The following is an 18,787-nucleotide window of genomic DNA, read 5'->3' as shown; positions in this document are numbered from 1 at the left end:
TCATCTCTTAGGCCTTTTTTCGGTAGTCCGCATTCATCGACGGATGAATCCCACACACCACTAAACTCAACAAGTTCACGACACTCGAGAAAAGCAGTTCGCGCTGATACTGAACTTTGGCATGACGCTCAAAGATGTCATCTAACCGCTCAGGACGGAAAAACAACTCCATCACCCCTCGCATCATCACGCTGATAGGGCTTTCTTGGGCAAACCTTTGAACGATTTCGGTTAGCACGGCAACCTCTCTATTCCTGACTGGCTTTAGCGTACCGTATCCCTTCTCAACCTTTTTCTCTGTTTACTATTTAACACTTAGACAGGCATCGGTCGCTACAGTTAGCTATGCGAACTATCTCACGAGCTATCTAACTGACTTCTAAAAAGAGAAATGTCAAAAGACAACCTGTCATACAATAAATAATTGCTACATAAATCTAAATTAAATCTCTACTTGAGAGAAATACCTATCTCCAGTGCTTACAGTGAGCAGAATCTAAGGATGACGGCATTCTTTCAGCGGTGGGGCGCAGTTATGGTGTCCTGACAAAAGTCATCCTCATTGATTATTCACTGGTTGATAGAACTGTATGGAGATGTGGAAACAGTTAGGAGTCGGGGCAATTGCCGTTATTAGCATGGGTGCTCAGGATGCTTGGGCAACAACAGTCACTGGGGTACAGAATGAAGAAACTTCAGCGGCGTTGAGTATTTCAGTGGATGAACTATCTGATGTATTGCCGTCCGATTGGGCCTATAGTGCATTACAGCGACTGATGGAGCAGTATGGCTGTGTAGTCGGCTATCCCGATGACACGTTTAGAGGCGATCGCCCCCTGACACGCTATGAGTTTGCCGCTCTTTTAGAGGCCTGTCTGTCGGAGGTTACTACGTCAATGGCAGAAGGGGGGATCTCTGAAACCGATATGGCCACTATCCAGCGGCTACAGACTTCGTTTAACCGAGATCTAAACACGTTAGGAAGCCGCCTGGAGTCACTGGCAGCCGATACCGCCGCTCTAGAGGCTAATCAGTTTTCTACCACCACCCGTCTACGTAGCGAGGTGGTGTTTTCCCTAGAACAACTCGCTGGGAACAAGCAGCCTGGCAGCGACAATGACCTGCCCGATGAACTGGTCTTTGGTAGTCGGGCCAGGTTAAATTTTAATACCAGCTTTACCGGGCAGGACTTACTTAAAGTGCGTCTGGATGCCTTGAATCCGGTTCGCCTCAATGCTCCCATCACTGGCACAAATATGACCCGGCTGGCATTTGACCGTGATACCAATAATGACGTGGATATTGGTAAGCTGTTTTATCGCTTTCCGGTTAGCGATCGCATCGGTCTCCACATTGATGCTACTCGGGGAGCCTATCAGGCGAATGTCTCCAGCACCTTTAATCCAGGCTTTGCCAATCCCATTAATGGGGCCGTCTCCCGCTTTGGGCGCTTTAATCCGATTTACTATCAGGGAGCGCTGGGGACGGGGATTACTGGAGTCTATGACATCAGTTCTGATCTCACTCTCTCAGCCGGATATTTAGTCCCTGGCAAAAGTGCGGCTAACTCGGAGATAGGGCTGTTTAGCGGTGGCTATACGGCACTGGGCCAGCTAGATTTTCGACCGACTGATACCGTTAAACTGGGTGTGACCTATGCCCGTTCCTATTATCCAGGGGGAGCCGTGGCGGTGACAGCGGGCACGGGTAGTCGCCTGGCCAATGCGCCGTTTGGTAATAGTGTGGCGACATCCGCCAATCACTTTGGGCTGCAGTCTAGCGTAAAACTGGGGGACAATGCGACGCTCTCTGGCTGGGCCGGGTTAAGTTTGGCTAGCGCCGAATCGGACCGGGGAACGGTGCGGGACGGAGATGATGCCACACTGCTCAACTGGGCGTTAACCCTGGGGCTGCGCAATCTGGGTGGAAAAGGCCATTTTGGTGGACTATTGGTGGGGCAACCGCCTCGAGTGTTAAGCAATGACAGCGGCCCTGATGAAGCAGATGCCACCTGGCAAGTTGAGGCGTTTTATCGCTATCGCGTTAATCAAAATGTTGCTTTAATTCCAGGGTTTGTTGTCTTGGTGAATCCTGAAAATAATCGTGCCAATGACACCATTTGGTTAGGGAGTCTGCGTACCGTATTTGAGTTTTAGTCAGCCTATGCTCTCATTTGATGTCTCTAAAGCACCGACCCGATTGCGGTCAATTCTCTGGGCCCTGGGCACGCTGACGCTGCTGCTGAGTCTATCGATTTCGCCCATACAGACAATGAGAAACATACATGGATGCCCCACTAAAGAACAGTTAAGGTAAAAGCCAGCGGGTATAAACAATAGGCTAAATGCGCTGTCTTTGCTGAGTAATTACCGTTTCAAAACTTGTTGTCAGTCACCCCTAAATAACCACAACCAGAGTTCCCGCCATTAGAGACAACTATTTCCAGAAGAAACAATGGGTATAACAAGTAAGATCTTGACTTCAGAAACGCGTGCCCTCATTGATGCCAACCTTGTTGAAGCCTATCGGGAGTTTGGGCGTTGGCAGCATTCAAGTCAGCTGGTTGAAAAAAATGGGGTACTGCTGGTAGCCGGGACAACATCCTTCCCCCTACTCATGAACTATGTTGTCCGGTTTGATTCTCAGATTGCCGCTTCAACGGTCATAGACGAAGCGAAACGATTCTTCAACGCACTTGGGCGCGGTTTTTCGATTGTGAGCCGTGGGCAAGCCGACCGCGATCTTGAGGCAGCAGCGGCGGATGCTGGTATGGAGCCGGTTGTCGCTGTCCCCTGGATGGTGTTAGATCACCAAGTTGCCGAACCCCAGCTTCCACCCAACGTGGAAATCAAACGAGTTACGGATGAGCAAGGCATTCTCGATGCCCAACAGATCAATGCCGACGCGTTTGAATCATTAGACTTTCCCAGAACGGAGACCGAAGCCATTTTTGGGGTTCCGGCCCGACTGCTGTCTCCAAATTTGAGGGTGTATGTGGCGTATTTGGATGGGGAGCCCGTCTCGACTGCGATGCTCCTGCTAACCCCACAAATCGCGGGGGTTTATTGGGTGGGTACTAAACCCTCTGCCCGAGGACATGGCCTGGCAGAGGCCTGCTGCCGATTGGCTAGCAACGCTGTTTTTTCAGCAGGGGCAAAATGGGCTGTACTTCAGGCCAGCCCAATGGGGGAACCGGTTTATCAGCGGATTGGATATCGAACCATGAATGATCAGTTCAAATGTTATCTAGCTGCCGCATAAGCTAAATCTGACTCAAAACCTTGAGTTTTCCTATGTGGAACGTACCGGCCTACTTTGTTAAATTCGAACGTGTCTGCATCTGTTGAACACGACCGTTACTCTGCCAAATTCCATGACTACATCTGTTGCTGACCATTATGCCAACCACCTTGCCCCAATATACTCATGGATGGTCGGCGACTTTGAAGCTGCGTGCAAGCAAGCCGATAACTTCTACGCCGACCTTGGCCTCGCCGATGGTGATGGACAAATTGTGGCTGATCTCGGCTGCGGCCATGGTATCCATGCCGTCCCCCTTGCTCGCCGTGGATACCATGTTTTTGCGTTCGACACGTCGGCCCAATTACTGAGTGAGCTTAAAGCAGTAGTCAATGATTTACCAATTAAGACTATCGCTGCCGATCTCACTAGGTTCACCGACCACCTTGAAACCGAAAGGGTGTCCCTCGTTGTCTGCATGGGGGACACTCTGCCCCATCTTCCCTCTATCGATACCGTTAATGTATTGATTCGTGATGTCGCTCTCAAGCTGGTGTCAGATGGATTACTGATTTTCTCATTTCGTGATTACTCAACCCATGAATTAACTGGCACAGACCGGTTTATTCCTGTTCGAGCTGACAACCATCGAATTCACACATGCTTTCTTGAGTATCGTCCTGATAGTGTTATTGTCCATGATATTGTTCACTCACTTATTGATTCGTCATGGCAAACGTCCGTCAGCGCCTATCCAAAACTACGCTTGCGTCCTGATAGCGTGATCGCAACCGCTGAATCGCATGGATTCTCACTCATCCACAGAACTGCAATTCGCGGCATGGTTTATTTAGCTTTCAAACTCTCGGCAAACGCGATCGCGGGATAACTGTGCGATACACGTTTTCAAATTCGTGGGTTTGGCAAACGTGCTTCAGAGTTGGTAATTGAATACGTAAAAACACGTCTACAAGCAAAGGTCTTATTGACAAGCTGTGTTCCTGGTGAAGGAAGCCCCGAAGGGTTTTATAAAAAGATGGGCTTCACACCCACAGGTGAGATGGATGAGGATGGAGAAGTGATTATGCAATATGAATTATGAAAAGCTTTTTCAACAGTGCGATCTCACTGTAACAATCGCACTACATCTCCATAATGGAGATGCGTATCAAAAAAATGGGCGTTGCTGATCCTCGGGATGATTACATCTACAAAATTCTGGTGTATAACATTTCTAACAGATCGATGCATCCCTTAAATCAGCAACGGCGAAAAATGAGGTCATAATTCTGATGAGCCAGGATTTTGAAACGGTTCCATTTCCCTACCTTGAGACAAAGCAGCTAAAGCTGCGACAAGCTACCCAGAAAGATGCTGAAGCTATATTTTCAGTATTTTCTAACCCAAAAGTGACTCAATTTCATGATCTTGATACATTTACTCATCTCGATGAAGCAATGAGGGTGATTGAGCGACGGGCAAAAGGATTTGAAAGTGGACGTGGGATACGTTGGGGTATCGCTCTTAAACAAGATAATCGCCTGATTGGTTCTTGTGGGTTTAGTTGGGATAGAGAAGCGAATGCTGCTGAACTTGGCTATGAACTGGCCAGTCCATTTTGGCGACAAGGCATTATGGGTGAAGCATTACGTGCCATTCTGTCCTATGGGTTTGAGGTTAAAAAAGTGCAGTTCGTTGTGGCTGAAATCATGCTAGAAAATCTGGCATCTAGAAAGCTGCTAGAGAAATTAGATTTTGAGAGCAGAGGAGTATTTAAGGCGCGTGGTTTCTGGAAAGGGAAGCACCACGATTTAGAGCCGTTTATGTTGACAAGGCAAACGTTCGTAACCGTATAACTTGACGGAGTACACCTTGGTTATGAATTATGAAATTGCTCAAGCGGCCCTGACCTATTACGACCTACCCAAAGTTCAATTATCGTTTTTAGAACAAAGTCAAAACACTACGTTTCGGGTTGAAACACCAGCAAAAGAGATGTATTTGCTTCGGCTTCATATTGGTGTTAAGGCTGCTGGAAAGAGTTTGTATGAGTCTTGGAAAAAGCCATCAATCATTGAGTCTGAACTATTATGGCTGAATGCGATCGCACAGGATACCGAGTTAACAGTGCCCCAACCAGTACAAAACCGTTTAGGTGACTGGGTAACTAACATTGTCGGAACACAACAAGGTGTGTCAATACCTTGTTCGTTATTGCAGTGGGTAGACGGTGAACATCTCGGTAGTGAGCCTACAGCACAGCAAATTTGGCAGTTGGATGCGCTGTAGGCACAACTGCACCAACATTCAAGCATTTGGTCATTGCCATCTGGATTTTCTCGTCCTACTCACAATGTGGAGAAGCTAAAGTCCGCAACATCTCAACTTGGTGTACTAGTGCAGAACGGAACAATTTCATCAGACGATTATCAAGTCTTCCAAAGGGCTGCGATACAAGTTCAAGAACTTATGCCTAGCCTGCAGCAGACAAGCGATACATGGGGAATAATTCAGCTGACTTACACCAAGGTAATTACGTCTTCTACGATGAAGACGTTCGTCCAATAGACTTTTCACTCTGTGGTTTTGGTTTTTACCTCTACGATATCGCGTCAACGCTAGGAGATATTGAAGCATTATTTCGTTTGCATTTCTTCGAAGGTTACACAAGTTTTAAGTCATTACCAACAAATTATCAAAGCATTGTTGAAGCATTTTTTGTAAGTTCAACAGTAGAAAACTATGCTTTTCCCAGTGCCAACCCACAGGAGCACAAATGGCTTTCTCATGCTGTACCTTATGTTGTCAAGAACCATTTTCATTCATATTTGAATGGCGAGACCTTTTTGTTCTTAAAGTGAAGCAGTTAACCCTGGCATGTTTAGAAAGGAATGCAGGTTTGAAGGGAGTCGAAAAGCTGCAAATAGTGTTATTGGAATTCTAATCTTCAATCACAAAGCTGTGAACCAAAGGCTTAACTTGAGGTAAAGCGTGCACGGTAGTCACTTGGATTAATTCCTAACACTTTCTGAAAGCTGCGTCGCATCGATAGCTCGTTACCAAAGCCGCAAGCGTGTGCGATCGCATCTATCGACCTCTTGGTTTGCTCTAAATACTGACGGGCGATTTCAACCCGAAGCTGTTGCACATATTTTCCAGGGCTGGTTCCTACTTCAGCCATAAACACACGCGAAAAATTTCTTTCGCTCATACGAACATGACGTGCTAAAGCTGCCACCGAAAGGTCTGCCTCAGGGTGCTCGACCATCCATAGTTGCAGTTCACGTATGGAGGCATCTCGAATATCTTGGCGTCTAGATGCCACGCTAAACTGTGACTGCCCACCCGGTCGATGCAAAAACACAACTAAATCTTGTGCTACTTGAGTTGCTACACTGTGGCCATAATTTTGCTCAACAATGGCAAGCGACATATCAATACCAGCAGTGCAGGGCTATTTCATTCTAGACATAATAGGACGAAAGTCTCTAAAGTAAAGGAGTGTGTCGATTGAGGTCGTGCCTCGCATGAGTGCGTTAGCGGGTCGTGCCTCAGAAAAAAGTGGGATAGGCAGCAATGTCATTCCAGGACCAAGGTTTCGTGGTTATCTCTGCTCTCTGAGCAGCCGTATCACCTGTGCGACTGTGCTGCCATATCCAGTTGAAATAGGTCACGACCAGTCGAGTAATACTCTCGGTCGTCTGCCAGACTTTCGCAAACTTATTCTGTCGTCGATGCCAACGACCGGTCTGTTGCCGAATGATACCATTGGTTCGTTCTAACCGTTGGGTGTTCTCTTTGCCAACCACATGGACTACCTCAGGCGGCAATACTCGCCCATAGCCAGCGCAATCATTGGTATACCAGACCTTACAATCTGTTTTGCCTTCGGTGCAGGTGATGAGTTCTTCTAAGACTGCATCCGTGTGCTTGCCCAATCGGGCAGTCAGGATGAGTCCACTTTGCTTGGCTAAACTTACCCCTATCCAGCAGTCTCCCAGATTGATATCCTCAGGCCCGCATCGTTTCTGTTTTTTTTACAAATGACCACATCTCATCGGCAATCACTTGCTCTGTCTCAATTTCCTTAACTTCTTCGTTATGAACCAACTGAGCTCGGTAAGCCGCCGCATGGACGATACTCACGATGGTATTGTAGGCGCGTTTATTGATTCGACTAATGCCCCGTAAACTGCTCCCTTCTGCTTGCGATTGAAGGATGCTCTCCACTTCATCGGCACTGACCTGACGCCAATAGTAGAAAGTATCAAAGGTTTCGACGAAGGTACGCGTACAGTGGACGCATTTGTAGCGTTGAGTTCCTTTGCTGGTTTTACCGTGTTTGTGAGTCTTCGGATAGTCGCAATAGGGGCAATCCATTGGTTTCGGGTAGATAGCATCCCTTTACAGGACGTTTCCCACACTTCTTTGGTTCACGACCAAACAAAAAAAGAGATGACGAACTTTAAAGTACCCCAGCTGTAGAATGCGGTATATTCGGGATTTAATGCTGTGCAGCTGCCCAATCGCGGCGGTTTCTCTAGGTGATAGTGTACAATGCTCATTTTAGAGAGAACCCCGATGTGATGAAAGTCGCAGGCCTATGCTTAACCTAAGCCCATGACTGACAAGTGTGTTTCTTAAGAGTTATTCAAACATTCGCTAGATAGGTATTCTTGTAGAGTTCACCTCCCATACCTACCTCAAGCCATAATTCGCCACCCCAGGGATTGCTGCTGCACAGTCCACATCGTTGCATATCGCTCCTGCTGCTCTAACAATTCCCGATGGGTACCTTGTTCAACCACCTGGCCATCTGCCAAAACAAGAATTAAATCTGCCCCAACCACCGTTGAAAGTCGATGGGCAATCACAATGACTGTTTTATTCTCCACTAGTCGATTGATGGCAGTCTGAACCGCCACTTCACTTTCCGTATCCAATGCTGAGGTAGGCTCATCCAACACAACAATGGGCGCATCCTTAAGAATCGCGCGGGCAATAGAGATACGCTGACGTTCGCCCCCTGATAGGGCACCGCCAATTTCACCAATGCGAGTTTCATACCCATGGGCTAATCGAGTAATAAACGCATGACAGTTAGCCGCACGGGCCGCTGCCTCTACCTCAGCATTGGTGGCATTTGGTTTAGCCATACGAATGTTGTTAAGAATCGTATCGTCAAACAAATACACATCCTGGAACACCACCGAGATACACCGCATTAACTCAGCCGGTTGTACCTGTTGTACATCAACACCGCCAATGCGAATAGAGCCATTTTGAACATCGGCAAAACGACTAATCAGGCGCGTAATTGTAGTTTTACCACTGCCAGAGGGACCCACCAAAGCCGTTAGCGATCGCATCGGCAGTTGAAACGACACATCTCGCAGAGTCCATTCAGTGTGCTCAGCATAGCGAAAATATACCTGATCAAATTCAATATCAAAACAAGCCAGCTGGGCTAGAGGCTCCTGCACCGGCAAAGACGGAATCGCCATCACCGTCTCAATTCGCTCCAGGGCAATTTCCATCAGGTCAAACACACCCGCAAAGACGATGAGCAGCGATAGGGGTTCGCTAAATCTCATGGTAATTACCACCAGGGCAAACAAAGCTGCTACAGACAGACTGCCTTGCAAAATAAACAGAGCACCCAAACCAATAACAACCATCAGCCCCACTTCCACCAACGTTGCAATGGCCATTGAGGGTAAATTAGCCAACCGTTGTCCCTGTGCCTGTACCTGTCGCTGACGCTTAAGGGCCGTTTGTAAATGTTGTGATCTCACTCCCACCTGTTTTGTCGCCCGGAGTACTGGCAACCCCTGAGCATATTCCACTACCCGGGAAGCGGTATCTGCATTCGCCGCTGAAACAGCTTTTAAACTTCTCTTTCTCAGAGTTCGCATGTAGCGATAAATAGGTATTGCCAGAGGAAAACTCACCAATAATGTCAGTGCCAGCCGCCAGTCCACAAACAGCGTCACCACCACCACTACCAACGGCGTCACCAGGGTCTGAATCACCAGGGTACTTAGACTACCGATCCAGATTACACATTCGCTGACATTGCCACTCATCACCACATTGAGATCCCCTGCTCGCCGCCGATTTAGTTCCTGCAAAGGCATCTGCCGTAGCTGTTTTGCCAAGCGCAAACGAGTGTCATGAGCCACCTCACTAGAGGTAATCCAACCAAAATGCAGCTCTTGCCACCGAATGTATCCCTCAATAAGGATAAGTAGCCCCAAAATCACCAGTAGCGTCCATACACGCTGAGTATTGATAGGTTGGGCTATCAATGTTGAGAGCAACGGAAAGAACAAGGCGAAAATAATACCTTGAATGACAGATGCAATGGCAGATAAACAGAGAGTCTTTTGTAGTTGCGGTTTGTAAGGACCGGCAACGGTCATCATGTGGGAGTAGGTTTTGAACATATTTTTGGCAGTTAAAAAAGAAACGGTACTAACCGCTTCGTCCTCTGTCGATATTCTCGATATTGCTCACCAAATTGTTCTAGCATCATTGCCTCCTCATTGCCTATTCTGAGAATGTACAGCGTACCAAAAGCAATGATGCCTGAGAGACCAGCAATCCAATTGGTTAATAACAACGCTTGAGCAATCGCCCATAGCCAAATAGATGTATACATCGGATGGCGAATGCTTTGATAAATACCGTTGGTAATCAAGCTATGGTCTTCTCGGACTTGTAATGTAGGTGACCAGTTTTTGCCGAGATCATGGTGAGAACGCCAAAATAGGTAGAGTGAGATCGCAAACATCACAATCCCTAAACTATTTGCCCAAATCGGTAGCGAATAATTAGCAAAATCAAACAATGGCGTAACTATATAAATCAGAGGTAAAACAAACATCCCCACAAGAACAAATGCTAACAAGCTATTCTCTAGAGGTGTTTTACGATTGTCGATGATGTTATTATCCTTAACCTCTCGCTGATAGGGTTTGCGGATAATTCCCGTTAATACGAAGCAAACTAAGAAGATGATTTTGAGAGTGAGGGTGTCCATGATTGACCTCTTACTTGCCAATTTTGAGCGGTTTGATGGTGTGACCAAAGTCTGGCGTATAGGCCATTAGCAGTCACTAACTGGTCGTGTTGCCCCAATTCTACTAATTGTCCCCGATCTAGAACGACAATTTGATCGGCTCCCATGATAGTGGCCAAACGATGGGCTACAACAATTAAGGTTTTACCTTGGGTGAGGGCGGCAATGGCCTGTTGAATTAAGGCCTCATTTTCAGGATCGGCAAAGGCAGTGGCCTCGTCTAACACAACAATGGGAGTATCTTGCAAGATAGCGCGGGCAATGGTGATACGCTGGCGTTGACCACCGGACAGTCGTGCACCCCGTTCGCCAACAACGGTGTCATATCCCTGGGGCAATGAGAGAATAAAATCATGGGCCTGGGCTGCACAAGCAGCTGTTTCTACCTCAGTTTGGGTGGCATCAGATTTGCCCAATTTAATATTGTTGTAGATCGTGTCATGGAGCAAAAACGTATCTTGAAATACGAATGACACCCAGGACATCAGCGTATCAGACGTTATCTGGCGAACATCAACACCGCCGATTTGCATCGAACCGGTGGTCACATCCCAAAATCGGGGAATTAACCGAGCCAGGGTCGTTTTGCCTGCGCCAGAAGGGCCTACTAAAGCAGTGACAGTACCAGCGGGAATGGTTAACGACACATTTTGTAAGGCAGAGCGATCACCATAGTAAGTAAATGTAACATTGTCTAGGACGATCGAAGCATTCTGAGGTTGTTGCGGCTGGCTCGGCTGGGGAAGTATGGGTTCCGCCAGTACTGAGCCGATGCGTAAGGCCCCGGCATTAGACTGATTGATAAAAGAAGACAGGGTAAGTATAGGTTTAAAGCCTCCACATAGTCGCGGTGCTAACAACAAAAATACCAACAGTCGTGGAAATGTTAGCGTGCCCTGCGCCATAAATCCTGTGCCCGCTGCTAGAACGATGAGTAATGTTGGCAACGGCTCAAACAACAGTGAGCCTAAGCTACCAGAAGTCCTTGTTTTTCGATTCCAAGCCCGCAGATTACGGGTAAAATCATCCAGGGCCTGTTGAAAGCGAGCAAAGGAACTACTGCCATCATCGAAGGTACGTACCACCTGCATCCCTTGTACAAACTCAATGATCACGCCGTTAATGGCTTCATTGGCACGATTATAGGCATCTCGCTGGTGGGCATAGTCTTTTAAGGCCAAACGAATAAAAATCATACCTACAGGCAACACCCCCAGGGTAATTAACCCCAAACGCCAGTCGGCAACAAATAAGGTCACCAGGGTTAGCAGCGGAATCGTATAGGCCTGGCCGATCAGGGGAGTACTATCGGCGACAAACGCATGTAGCGCCTTAACATCATCCTGCACCAGTTTCTTCACTGCTCCTGAACCCATCGTAATCACATAGCCCAGGGGAACTCGAGCCAGATGTTCTGTCAGTGCAGTGCGCAGAATTACCTCCAGCTTGAAGGCCGCCATATGAGAAATATTAAATGCCAGAACGCGCGAGGTAAAGGCAACAATTACTAGTCCTATGGCAACGGCCAGCCAGCGCCAAATCAAATCAGGCTGGGGGGAATCAGAAAGCAGGTTAGCAGCAATGGGCGGAAAAGCAAGCAGAGCTCCAAGACTGGTGAGAGAACTCAGAGCTGCAAGGATGATTGCGATCGCAATCTTGCCCTTAACCGGAGCCACGATGCTCCAGAGTCCCGTTGGCGGTTTAGTAAAAGGGCGATTTTTCATAAGAATACCAGTAATAAATTACCGGAAAGAATGGTGAAAGTTACGGTTAGTCTTTTGATTGGATATGAATTTTCGTACTAACATTATTTTTTATCCCTCCCTTAGACACAAGGCTTATTCAAAAATTTAGATAATAATGGTTCGTAAAACAGCTCCAAGCAGTATTCTTTAAGGCCCCTCTGGTATTTTCAGTCTTCTAAATCTTCTAATGAGGTTGATTTTAGGGCCTTTGGGTTAATGCCAAACTTTTTCTTAAAGGTAGCGGCAAATTTACCGAGATGAGCATATCCAACCAAAGGAAATGATTGACGGAGACGCTACTTGTTAAACCCTCCCCCTCTTTCCGTATCTTCCTGTCTCCGCTTCCCCCTCACCCCTTATTCTCGACCACCACTCAAAATTGCGTCCTCACCTGTACCCCATAATTTGCTGGCATTCCATAGGATGCCAACGTACCGAAAGGAGGAAAGGCAAAGGCCTGATTGATATACTCTTGATCAAAGATATTATTGCCAAAGAGATAGATGCCAGTATTGTCAAACTCATATCCCAGACGAGCATTGAAAATGGCGTAGGGCTCTTGCTTTATGGTATTGGCATCATCAAAAAACGTAGTCCCCAATCCCTGAAGCTCTAACCGCCCAAACAGTCCCTGGGGACTGCGATACTGGAGGGCAAGATTATAGGTAACATCAGGAGAAAACTGAAGATTATTTCCCTCCGCATCGTCTCCCGTAAAGGGATTGGTAAAGTTAGTAAATTCAGCATCGGTCAAACCCAGACCAGCAATAATATCAAACCCTGGTACAGGGGTAGCCCTAGCCTCTAGCTCAAAGCCCGTAATGCTCACATCGGCATTGTCAGTAAACGAGTTGCCGATTAGATCAAACTGTAGTATCTGAAAATCATCCACCGGAGTATGAAACAGGGCAAGATTAACCGCTAGACGATCATCTAGCCAGGAGGATTTCAAACCCACTTCATAGTTCCAGGAACGCTCCGCATCAAAGGTGGCAGAATCCTCACCACCGGGACCTAAATTGACACCCGAAGGGCGATAGCCTCGGGTAATACTGCCGTAGGCCATCAGGTCCGGAGAGAAACGATACTCAACTGCAAAGCGAGGTAATAATTCATCCCCATTTTGTTCAATCTCATCTAGAGAGATAAAAGGCATATCTGGCAGACCAGGAATCGCAATCGATCGATCGAACCTTTCCAGGGTGCTATTAGTTGACTCATAGCGGAGGCCCGTGGTGAGGGTAAGGGCATCAATGGGGCGATAGCTCATCTGACCAAAAATAGCAAATGTGTCGCTATTGACCTCAGCGTTGGCTACATTGATACTGCCAGGAGGGAGAGGAAATGTGGGGCCAAATATCGTCGCGATATCATCACCATTGATCAGACCATTATTAATTGAGTCAGTGTGATTTGATTCATAATATCCCCCCAGGATCCACTCAAATCGTTCTGCAGTTTCAGGAGACTGAAGCCGTAATTCTTGACTAAATATGGTGTTGGTTAGTTCTTCTATGGTCACCACAAAAGCATCTGCGGCTGTATAGTCTCCATCAAATTCAACATCATTTTTAGAAAAGCGACGGTTGGTAATGGAGGTGAAACGAAAGTCAGGATGGGTATAGGCAACGCGTAACGACTGGTCATTGGAGACCAGATCGGTAAAGCCATCAATATCTTGCTCAGTTTCAAATGGATCATCAGTATTGAGAATTACATAGGCATTTGCTCCATCTTGGTAGTTATTAAATGAAGTATTTAATGCAATCTCTAGATTATCTGATGGAGTCCATAACAACTGTCCTCGACCATTACCGCCAGATTGTTCATTAACCCCATCATCCAATAATGTGTTGCGGAGATAGCCGTCCCGTGAACCATAGTTGCCAGAAAGACGAAAGAACAGCTCATCATCAATGATGGGGCCACTGACACTGGCCCTTAAATCCAGGTCATTATAGTTACCGTAGCTAGCCACCCCGCTAAACTCAAAGGTATCGGTGGGTTTGCGGGTAATCAAGTTGACCACCCCCGCTAGGGAGTTTCTGCCATATAGAACACTCTGGGGACCCCGCAGTACCTCCACACGCTCCAAATCTGGTAGATCAAAATCTATAAAAGACGCAAAATTATAGGGAACGCCATCCACATAAAAATCAACCGGATCTCGATTTGAAATCGCAGTGCTATTGGACAGCCCTCGAATGCTGTAAAGCCCAAAGGAGCGATCACCGCTGGAGAAGAATGTAAAGTTAGGAGTATTGCGAGCAATGTCTTCTAACGATGTAATATCCGCATCTTCAACTTCCTGCTCAGTAATAGCCGTGATGCTAATGGGCACATCTTGAACATCTTCAGGCGTTCTTTCGGCCGTTACAATAATGCGCAGCGTTTCTTCTGCCATAGTCGGAGGCATTGTTGCTAACAGGGTAAACGCAGCTATGCCAAATACCCTAAGTTCGTTGAACATAAATTTTCGCACTATACTATTCCTCACACACACCAGGGCTTGTTGAGAAATTTATGCAATAATGGCCTACAGAACAGCTCCAAGCGGTATTTTTTTAAGCCCTTCCGGTATTGTTAGGGCACGGAAAGGGGGAGCCCCGCAGACACGGAGAGCTTGATCAATCAGGGATTCCCGCGTCTCCCTTTGCCCGCGTTTTCGCGTCACTCTACCCTCTCGTCCTCGCGTCACTCTACTGACTAGCAAGACTTAAGCATCTTTGGGCTAATACCAAACTTTTTCTTAAAAGCAGCTGCAAATTTGCCTGGATGATCATAGCCAACAGTTTGAGCAACTTGAGTCACATTCAACTTGCCCAACTGTAACAACCGCCGTGCTTCTTCCATCCGATAGGCATGTAGGTATCCAAATACGGTCGTATTAAAAATCTCACGAAATCCCTGCTTGAGCTTAAAACTATTGATGCCCGCTTGCTTTGCTAAGAGCAATAGGGAAGGTGGCTCGTTTAGATTACGAATCAGGATATCCCGAGCCAGATGTATGCGGTCGATATCGTCCAACTTAAGCGATGTGGATGCGGTCGATCGGTCTTCAGTAAGCTGATGTAGTTGCAGGGTAATCAGCTCCAACGCTTTACTTTCCAGATAGAGTTGTTTTGTTATTCCTTGATAGGGACACTGAAGAATTTGTTGGAGAGCAATGGACATTGCTGGAGTCATCGTTATCGTTAACCACGACTTTCCAGTCTGATAGTTGGAAAAGGTCTGGTGCAAAACCGATTGCGATGGGTCCGATACTTCTGTCGATAGGGTATTAATAAGCTCGGGCTTTACCCCTATTTGAACGAGGGAAACTGTTTGACCAGAATCCACTTCAGACGTAGTCTGCATATCGCCTTGAAAAAAGGCAATATGGGTATCACGAGCATGGGCTACAAATTCTTTAGCTCTACCAAATGGCTTTACGCTAAACCCGCCAGACATACAAAATGAGAAGCCAAATAACGGCTCTGTCTGGCTCTTCATTGTGAAGTTAAAATTCTCTTGGAAGGTCCATTCGGTTAAGGTTAGAGTAAGATAATCCCTTAGATGAAATGAATGGTTAAACCATTTACCAAAGGGTTTATTGAGGGTCCATACAATCTCACTATCGTTTGCTTGATAATGTTTACCGATATCTGGCTGCTCAGCCTCTTGCTGCAGCTCCGCCAGCATTTCTTCAAGATCGTGATCGGAAAGAAAGACTTGACTTGACATAATAACTGATGCTTCGCTAGGTGCGATCTCACCGAAGCAATCACGCCTTATAGCTGGAATATTATATATATGAATATTTTTACGTTATTGAAATTAATTGTCAATAGCCAGCAGTGTCTGCTCCATCAGGAGCGACTACAGATGGATAAGGCTTGAGATGGACAGGGCTTGAGATGGACAGGGCTTGAGATGGACGCGGGGACAGGGGGACAGGGGGACGCAGCTTCAGATAGATCTCTGCATCCCCGCGTCGCCCTGTCCCCTTTTTCCAGCCTTTCTCTAATCTAAACTGCTAAGCTCAACCCACCGCTAGGGTCGGAAATATCAGGCACAATCTCAAAACTGTTCGCCCCAAGGGCAGAAGCTTGAACATTCTGCAGCACTGCCAGCGTTTCACCAGTACTGGTGACGCCCAGCAGAGTATTGTCACCATCCTGAGTCAGGCTAAGGTCAGCAAACACCAGCTCACCCTCCACCAGGCCGATGCGGTCAACGCCCACCTCAAAATCAAGAATGGTATCGGTGCCATCGCCATTGCCAAAGACAAACAAGTCGCTGCCGCTACCGCCAGAGTCGTTATCGCCTACGAGGATATCGTTGCCAGTGACACCCATTAGGATGTCATCACCGGCATCACCCCAAATGTAGTCATCGCCGGCATCACCGCTGAGGATATCGTTACCAGATTTGCCACCGATGCGGTCATTGCCGTCGCCACCAAAGATAATATCGTTACCGCCAGGTTCACCTGTTTGAGCATCGCGGGAGTTGCGATCTCCCCGCAGCACATCATCACCGCCGCCGCCTGTGATGATATCGTTACCTGATTCACCCGCTACGGTGTCATCCCCACCGCCAGCGTCAAGGGTGTCGTCAGCATCCCCACCTACCAGCGTCTGACCCAGTTCAAAATCACCGCTATTGATGGCGTCGGCTGACACATTTTGCAAAATGGCCAACACATCGTCTGTACCAGCCAGGGTGATAACAGTGTCTACACCCTCCTGAATAATAGCCAAGTCACTAAAGCCAAGAATCCCGGAAAAATCTGACTTTAAGCCGACTAGCTCAAAACGATCGCTAGCATCATAGTTTGTAATCGTGACAATGCCCTCACCAGCACCCAGTCTAAAGGTATCGCTACCGCTGCCAGTGGTAACAGTGGTTTGACCAATGGATACTAGGAAATTGCCCTGGTTAACAATGGTATTAACCGTGTTGTTCCCCCCACCCAGGTCGAGGGTATTACTGCCTGCACCCGCATGGACAATATCATCACCACTGCCTGCTGTGACCATATCATCTCCAGCACCGGAGGTGATATGGTTATCGCCCTCACCGACATTAGCCGTCAGGTCACCCTTGACTAAATTAACCGTGTCATTACCTGCATCAGCGGTGACAGTAGTCGATCCGTCACTGGCGGTCACAAAGTTGTCACCGCCACCCAAATCAACGGTGCCACTACCGATACTCACAATATCGTCACCGTCGCCAGCAGTTACCGTTTGATTAAGGCCACGAGCTGTCAGAGTATCATTGCCTGCCCCTAGAGAGAAGGTGTTGTTATCTCCATCAATCACCAGCAGATCGTCATCGGCAGTCCCCGTAAAGGTTTGATCCCCCCCTGGTGCCGGGACATCCACATCGGTGGCAACTTCAACCTTACCAAAAACGCCATCTCCTGGATTGTTGCCGATATCATTACCGGCAGCAAAGTAGAGATCATTGGTTTCACCAAGGCTGCCTCCATTACCAAAGACTAAGCCCCAAAGACCGTCAATAACGATGGGGTCACCGTTGCCATCCCGTAAATAATCAACGGCTTCTTGCGTCGTAGGATCAAAAGCCACGATAGTGCCATCCCCAAAATTAGACACCAGCAGCATGTTGCTGTATTCGCCAAAATTGTCGGGGGCTGCGACAAATCCCCAGGGCGCATTTAAAAGCCCTTCATCATCCCAAATGGCGATCAGGTTACCGTCTAAATCAAATTCGGCTACTCTACCCAGGCCAGGTTCAATGATTTCATCCCCTGGAATAACCGGCGATGGAATCGCGTAGGCAACCAATAGAGAGTCGTTAACGTTCTGAATGTTGTAGGGGGCATACCCTTCATCAATAAAGGGATTAATAAACTCAAAATTGTCCGTAATCTCAGAAAAGTTAGCGTCATAAACTTCAATCCCTGGTGTAGGACCAAAATCGACCACATACAGACGATTATCGCTTTCAAAGTTGGTAATCGCCGACCCGTAATAGATGGATTGTCCCAGTTTATCCACCACCACTTCAGACACTAGGGGGCGATCAACAGTGCCATCATCATTGCGGCGCTCGGTCCAGGCAGAAATACCGCCATCGCTAGATACAAAGATAAATTTGCTGGGAGCAGTGATATCACCATTGGGATGCTCCTGGGTGATGATAAAATCACCAGATCCATTAAATACTTGTCCCGTTGGTCCAGACAGCTCAAAGGGATTAAGTGGTGTGGGAGAAACCTCTACTACTTTAAGACTATCCTGATATATAGGAACACCGCCAACATCGCCAACATATTCGGTCACGGTACCGGTACCGGAATTGTTGATCCAGAAGTGACCACCCAATCCTGCAGGTCGAATGGCAATTCCCCAACCTAAACTGACATAAGGATCTAGTAGTTGTGGATTGTTATCGGGATTATTGGACACTAAATTAGTGACCACATAGCCTGAGTCATTGCCAATTAGATTCAATGAATCGCTATTCATAAACAGTATTATCCTTCGTTGACTTGGAAACGAATTATTAGCTGAACTCTAAGGTGTCCCCCTGGAATCATATGAGTACCTTTCTCATAGTTGTTCCAACATTTTCTGGAGAGGCTATGCTGCGGTTGCAATATTTTGCAAACACAAGCTCTCGAATGTAAGGTTTGTTATGAAGCGTAAATAATAAGGGTCTGCAAAACAGCTCCAAGCGGTATTTTCTTAAGCCCTTCAGGTATTCTGGA

Annotated in this window: 15 protein-coding genes; 6 read left to right on the top strand and 9 right to left on the bottom strand. The window is 47.2% G+C overall.

What is annotated here, in order from left to right; genetic code table 11:
* Positions 1 to 7: 7 nt before the first annotated feature.
* Positions 8 to 238, bottom strand: coding sequence for a hypothetical protein (locus U2F10_RS35440; RefSeq protein WP_163699690.1), 231 nt, complete (start codon positions 236 to 238; stop codon positions 8 to 10).
* Between the two features lie 352 nt (positions 239 to 590).
* Between U2F10_RS35440 and U2F10_RS35435 the strand changes: the two genes are divergently transcribed.
* The 6 genes from U2F10_RS35435 to U2F10_RS35410 all read left to right on the top strand — a co-directional run bounded on the left by U2F10_RS35435 (position 591) and on the right by U2F10_RS35410 (position 6,101).
* Positions 591 to 2,156, top strand: a complete 1,566-nt coding sequence (locus U2F10_RS35435) for an iron uptake porin (protein ID WP_499869554.1) — start codon at positions 591 to 593, stop codon at positions 2,154 to 2,156.
* A 298-nt stretch (positions 2,157 to 2,454) separates the two neighbouring features.
* On the top strand, positions 2,455 to 3,261 hold the full coding sequence (locus tag U2F10_RS35430; protein WP_499874812.1) for a GNAT family N-acetyltransferase: 807 nt from the start codon (positions 2,455 to 2,457) through the stop codon (positions 3,259 to 3,261).
* Between the two features lie 112 nt (positions 3,262 to 3,373).
* Positions 3,374 to 4,129 (top strand): class I SAM-dependent methyltransferase, encoded by a 756-nt coding sequence (locus U2F10_RS35425; RefSeq protein ID WP_499874811.1) that lies wholly within the window; start codon positions 3,374 to 3,376, stop codon positions 4,127 to 4,129.
* Positions 4,130 to 4,532: 403 nt separating this feature from the next.
* Positions 4,533 to 5,096 carry a GNAT family N-acetyltransferase gene (locus tag U2F10_RS35420; protein WP_499874810.1) on the top strand — a complete coding sequence of 188 codons (564 nt, stop codon included), beginning with the start codon at positions 4,533 to 4,535 and terminating at the stop codon, positions 5,094 to 5,096.
* A gap of 16 nt (positions 5,097 to 5,112) precedes the next feature.
* Positions 5,113 to 5,529, top strand: a complete 417-nt coding sequence (locus U2F10_RS35415; protein WP_499874809.1) for an aminoglycoside phosphotransferase/kinase family protein — start codon at positions 5,113 to 5,115, stop codon at positions 5,527 to 5,529.
* A gap of 209 nt (positions 5,530 to 5,738) precedes the next feature.
* Entirely contained in the window at positions 5,739 to 6,101 is a 363-nt protein-coding gene (locus U2F10_RS35410) for a hypothetical protein (RefSeq protein ID WP_499874808.1), read from the top strand.
* Positions 6,102 to 6,214: 113 nt separating this feature from the next.
* Here the strand turns inward: U2F10_RS35410 and U2F10_RS35405 are convergent, their stop codons facing one another.
* The 8 genes from U2F10_RS35405 to U2F10_RS35370 form a co-directional block, all read right to left on the bottom strand.
* A complete protein-coding gene (locus U2F10_RS35405; RefSeq protein ID WP_499874807.1) occupies positions 6,215 to 6,673 on the bottom strand; it encodes a GlxA family transcriptional regulator in 459 nt (152 codons plus the stop codon).
* A gap of 118 nt (positions 6,674 to 6,791) precedes the next feature.
* A protein-coding gene (locus U2F10_RS35400) for an IS1 family transposase (RefSeq protein WP_499874806.1) occupies positions 6,792 to 7,620 on the bottom strand; the annotation gives its coding sequence in 2 pieces (ribosomal slippage) (positions 6,792 to 7,278 and positions 7,277 to 7,620; 831 coding nt in all).
* 323 nt (positions 7,621 to 7,943) lie between these two features.
* Positions 7,944 to 9,686, bottom strand: coding sequence for an ABC transporter ATP-binding protein (locus U2F10_RS35395; protein WP_499874805.1), 1,743 nt, complete (start codon positions 9,684 to 9,686; stop codon positions 7,944 to 7,946).
* An 11-nt stretch (positions 9,687 to 9,697) separates the two neighbouring features.
* Positions 9,698 to 10,282, bottom strand: a complete 585-nt coding sequence (locus U2F10_RS35390) for a protein-S-isoprenylcysteine O-methyltransferase (RefSeq protein WP_250565034.1) — start codon at positions 10,280 to 10,282, stop codon at positions 9,698 to 9,700.
* On the bottom strand, positions 10,249 to 12,045 hold the full coding sequence (locus tag U2F10_RS35385; protein ID WP_163666366.1) for an ABC transporter ATP-binding protein: 1,797 nt from the start codon (positions 12,043 to 12,045) through the stop codon (positions 10,249 to 10,251). Before U2F10_RS35385 ends, U2F10_RS35390 begins: the two co-directional genes overlap by 34 nt.
* 394 nt (positions 12,046 to 12,439) lie before the next feature.
* Positions 12,440 to 14,536: a TonB-dependent receptor gene (locus U2F10_RS35380; protein WP_499056739.1), complete on the bottom strand. Its 2,097-nt coding sequence runs from the start codon at positions 14,534 to 14,536 to the stop codon at positions 12,440 to 12,442.
* Between the two features lie 236 nt (positions 14,537 to 14,772).
* Positions 14,773 to 15,789, bottom strand: coding sequence for a helix-turn-helix transcriptional regulator (locus tag U2F10_RS35375; protein ID WP_163666362.1), 1,017 nt, complete (start codon positions 15,787 to 15,789; stop codon positions 14,773 to 14,775).
* Positions 15,790 to 16,073: 284 nt separating this feature from the next.
* Positions 16,074 to 18,545: a TIGR03118 family protein gene (locus tag U2F10_RS35370; protein ID WP_499056741.1), complete on the bottom strand. Its 2,472-nt coding sequence runs from the start codon at positions 18,543 to 18,545 to the stop codon at positions 16,074 to 16,076.
* Between the last annotated feature and the right edge of the window lie 242 nt (positions 18,546 to 18,787).

This window comes from Leptothoe sp. EHU-05/26/07-4, from assembly GCF_043421015.1.
In the GTDB taxonomy this organism is placed as follows: Bacteria; Cyanobacteriota; Cyanobacteriia; order Phormidesmidales; family Phormidesmidaceae; genus Leptothoe; species Leptothoe turfae.
This window is presented reverse-complemented; position numbering and strand designations above follow the sequence as displayed.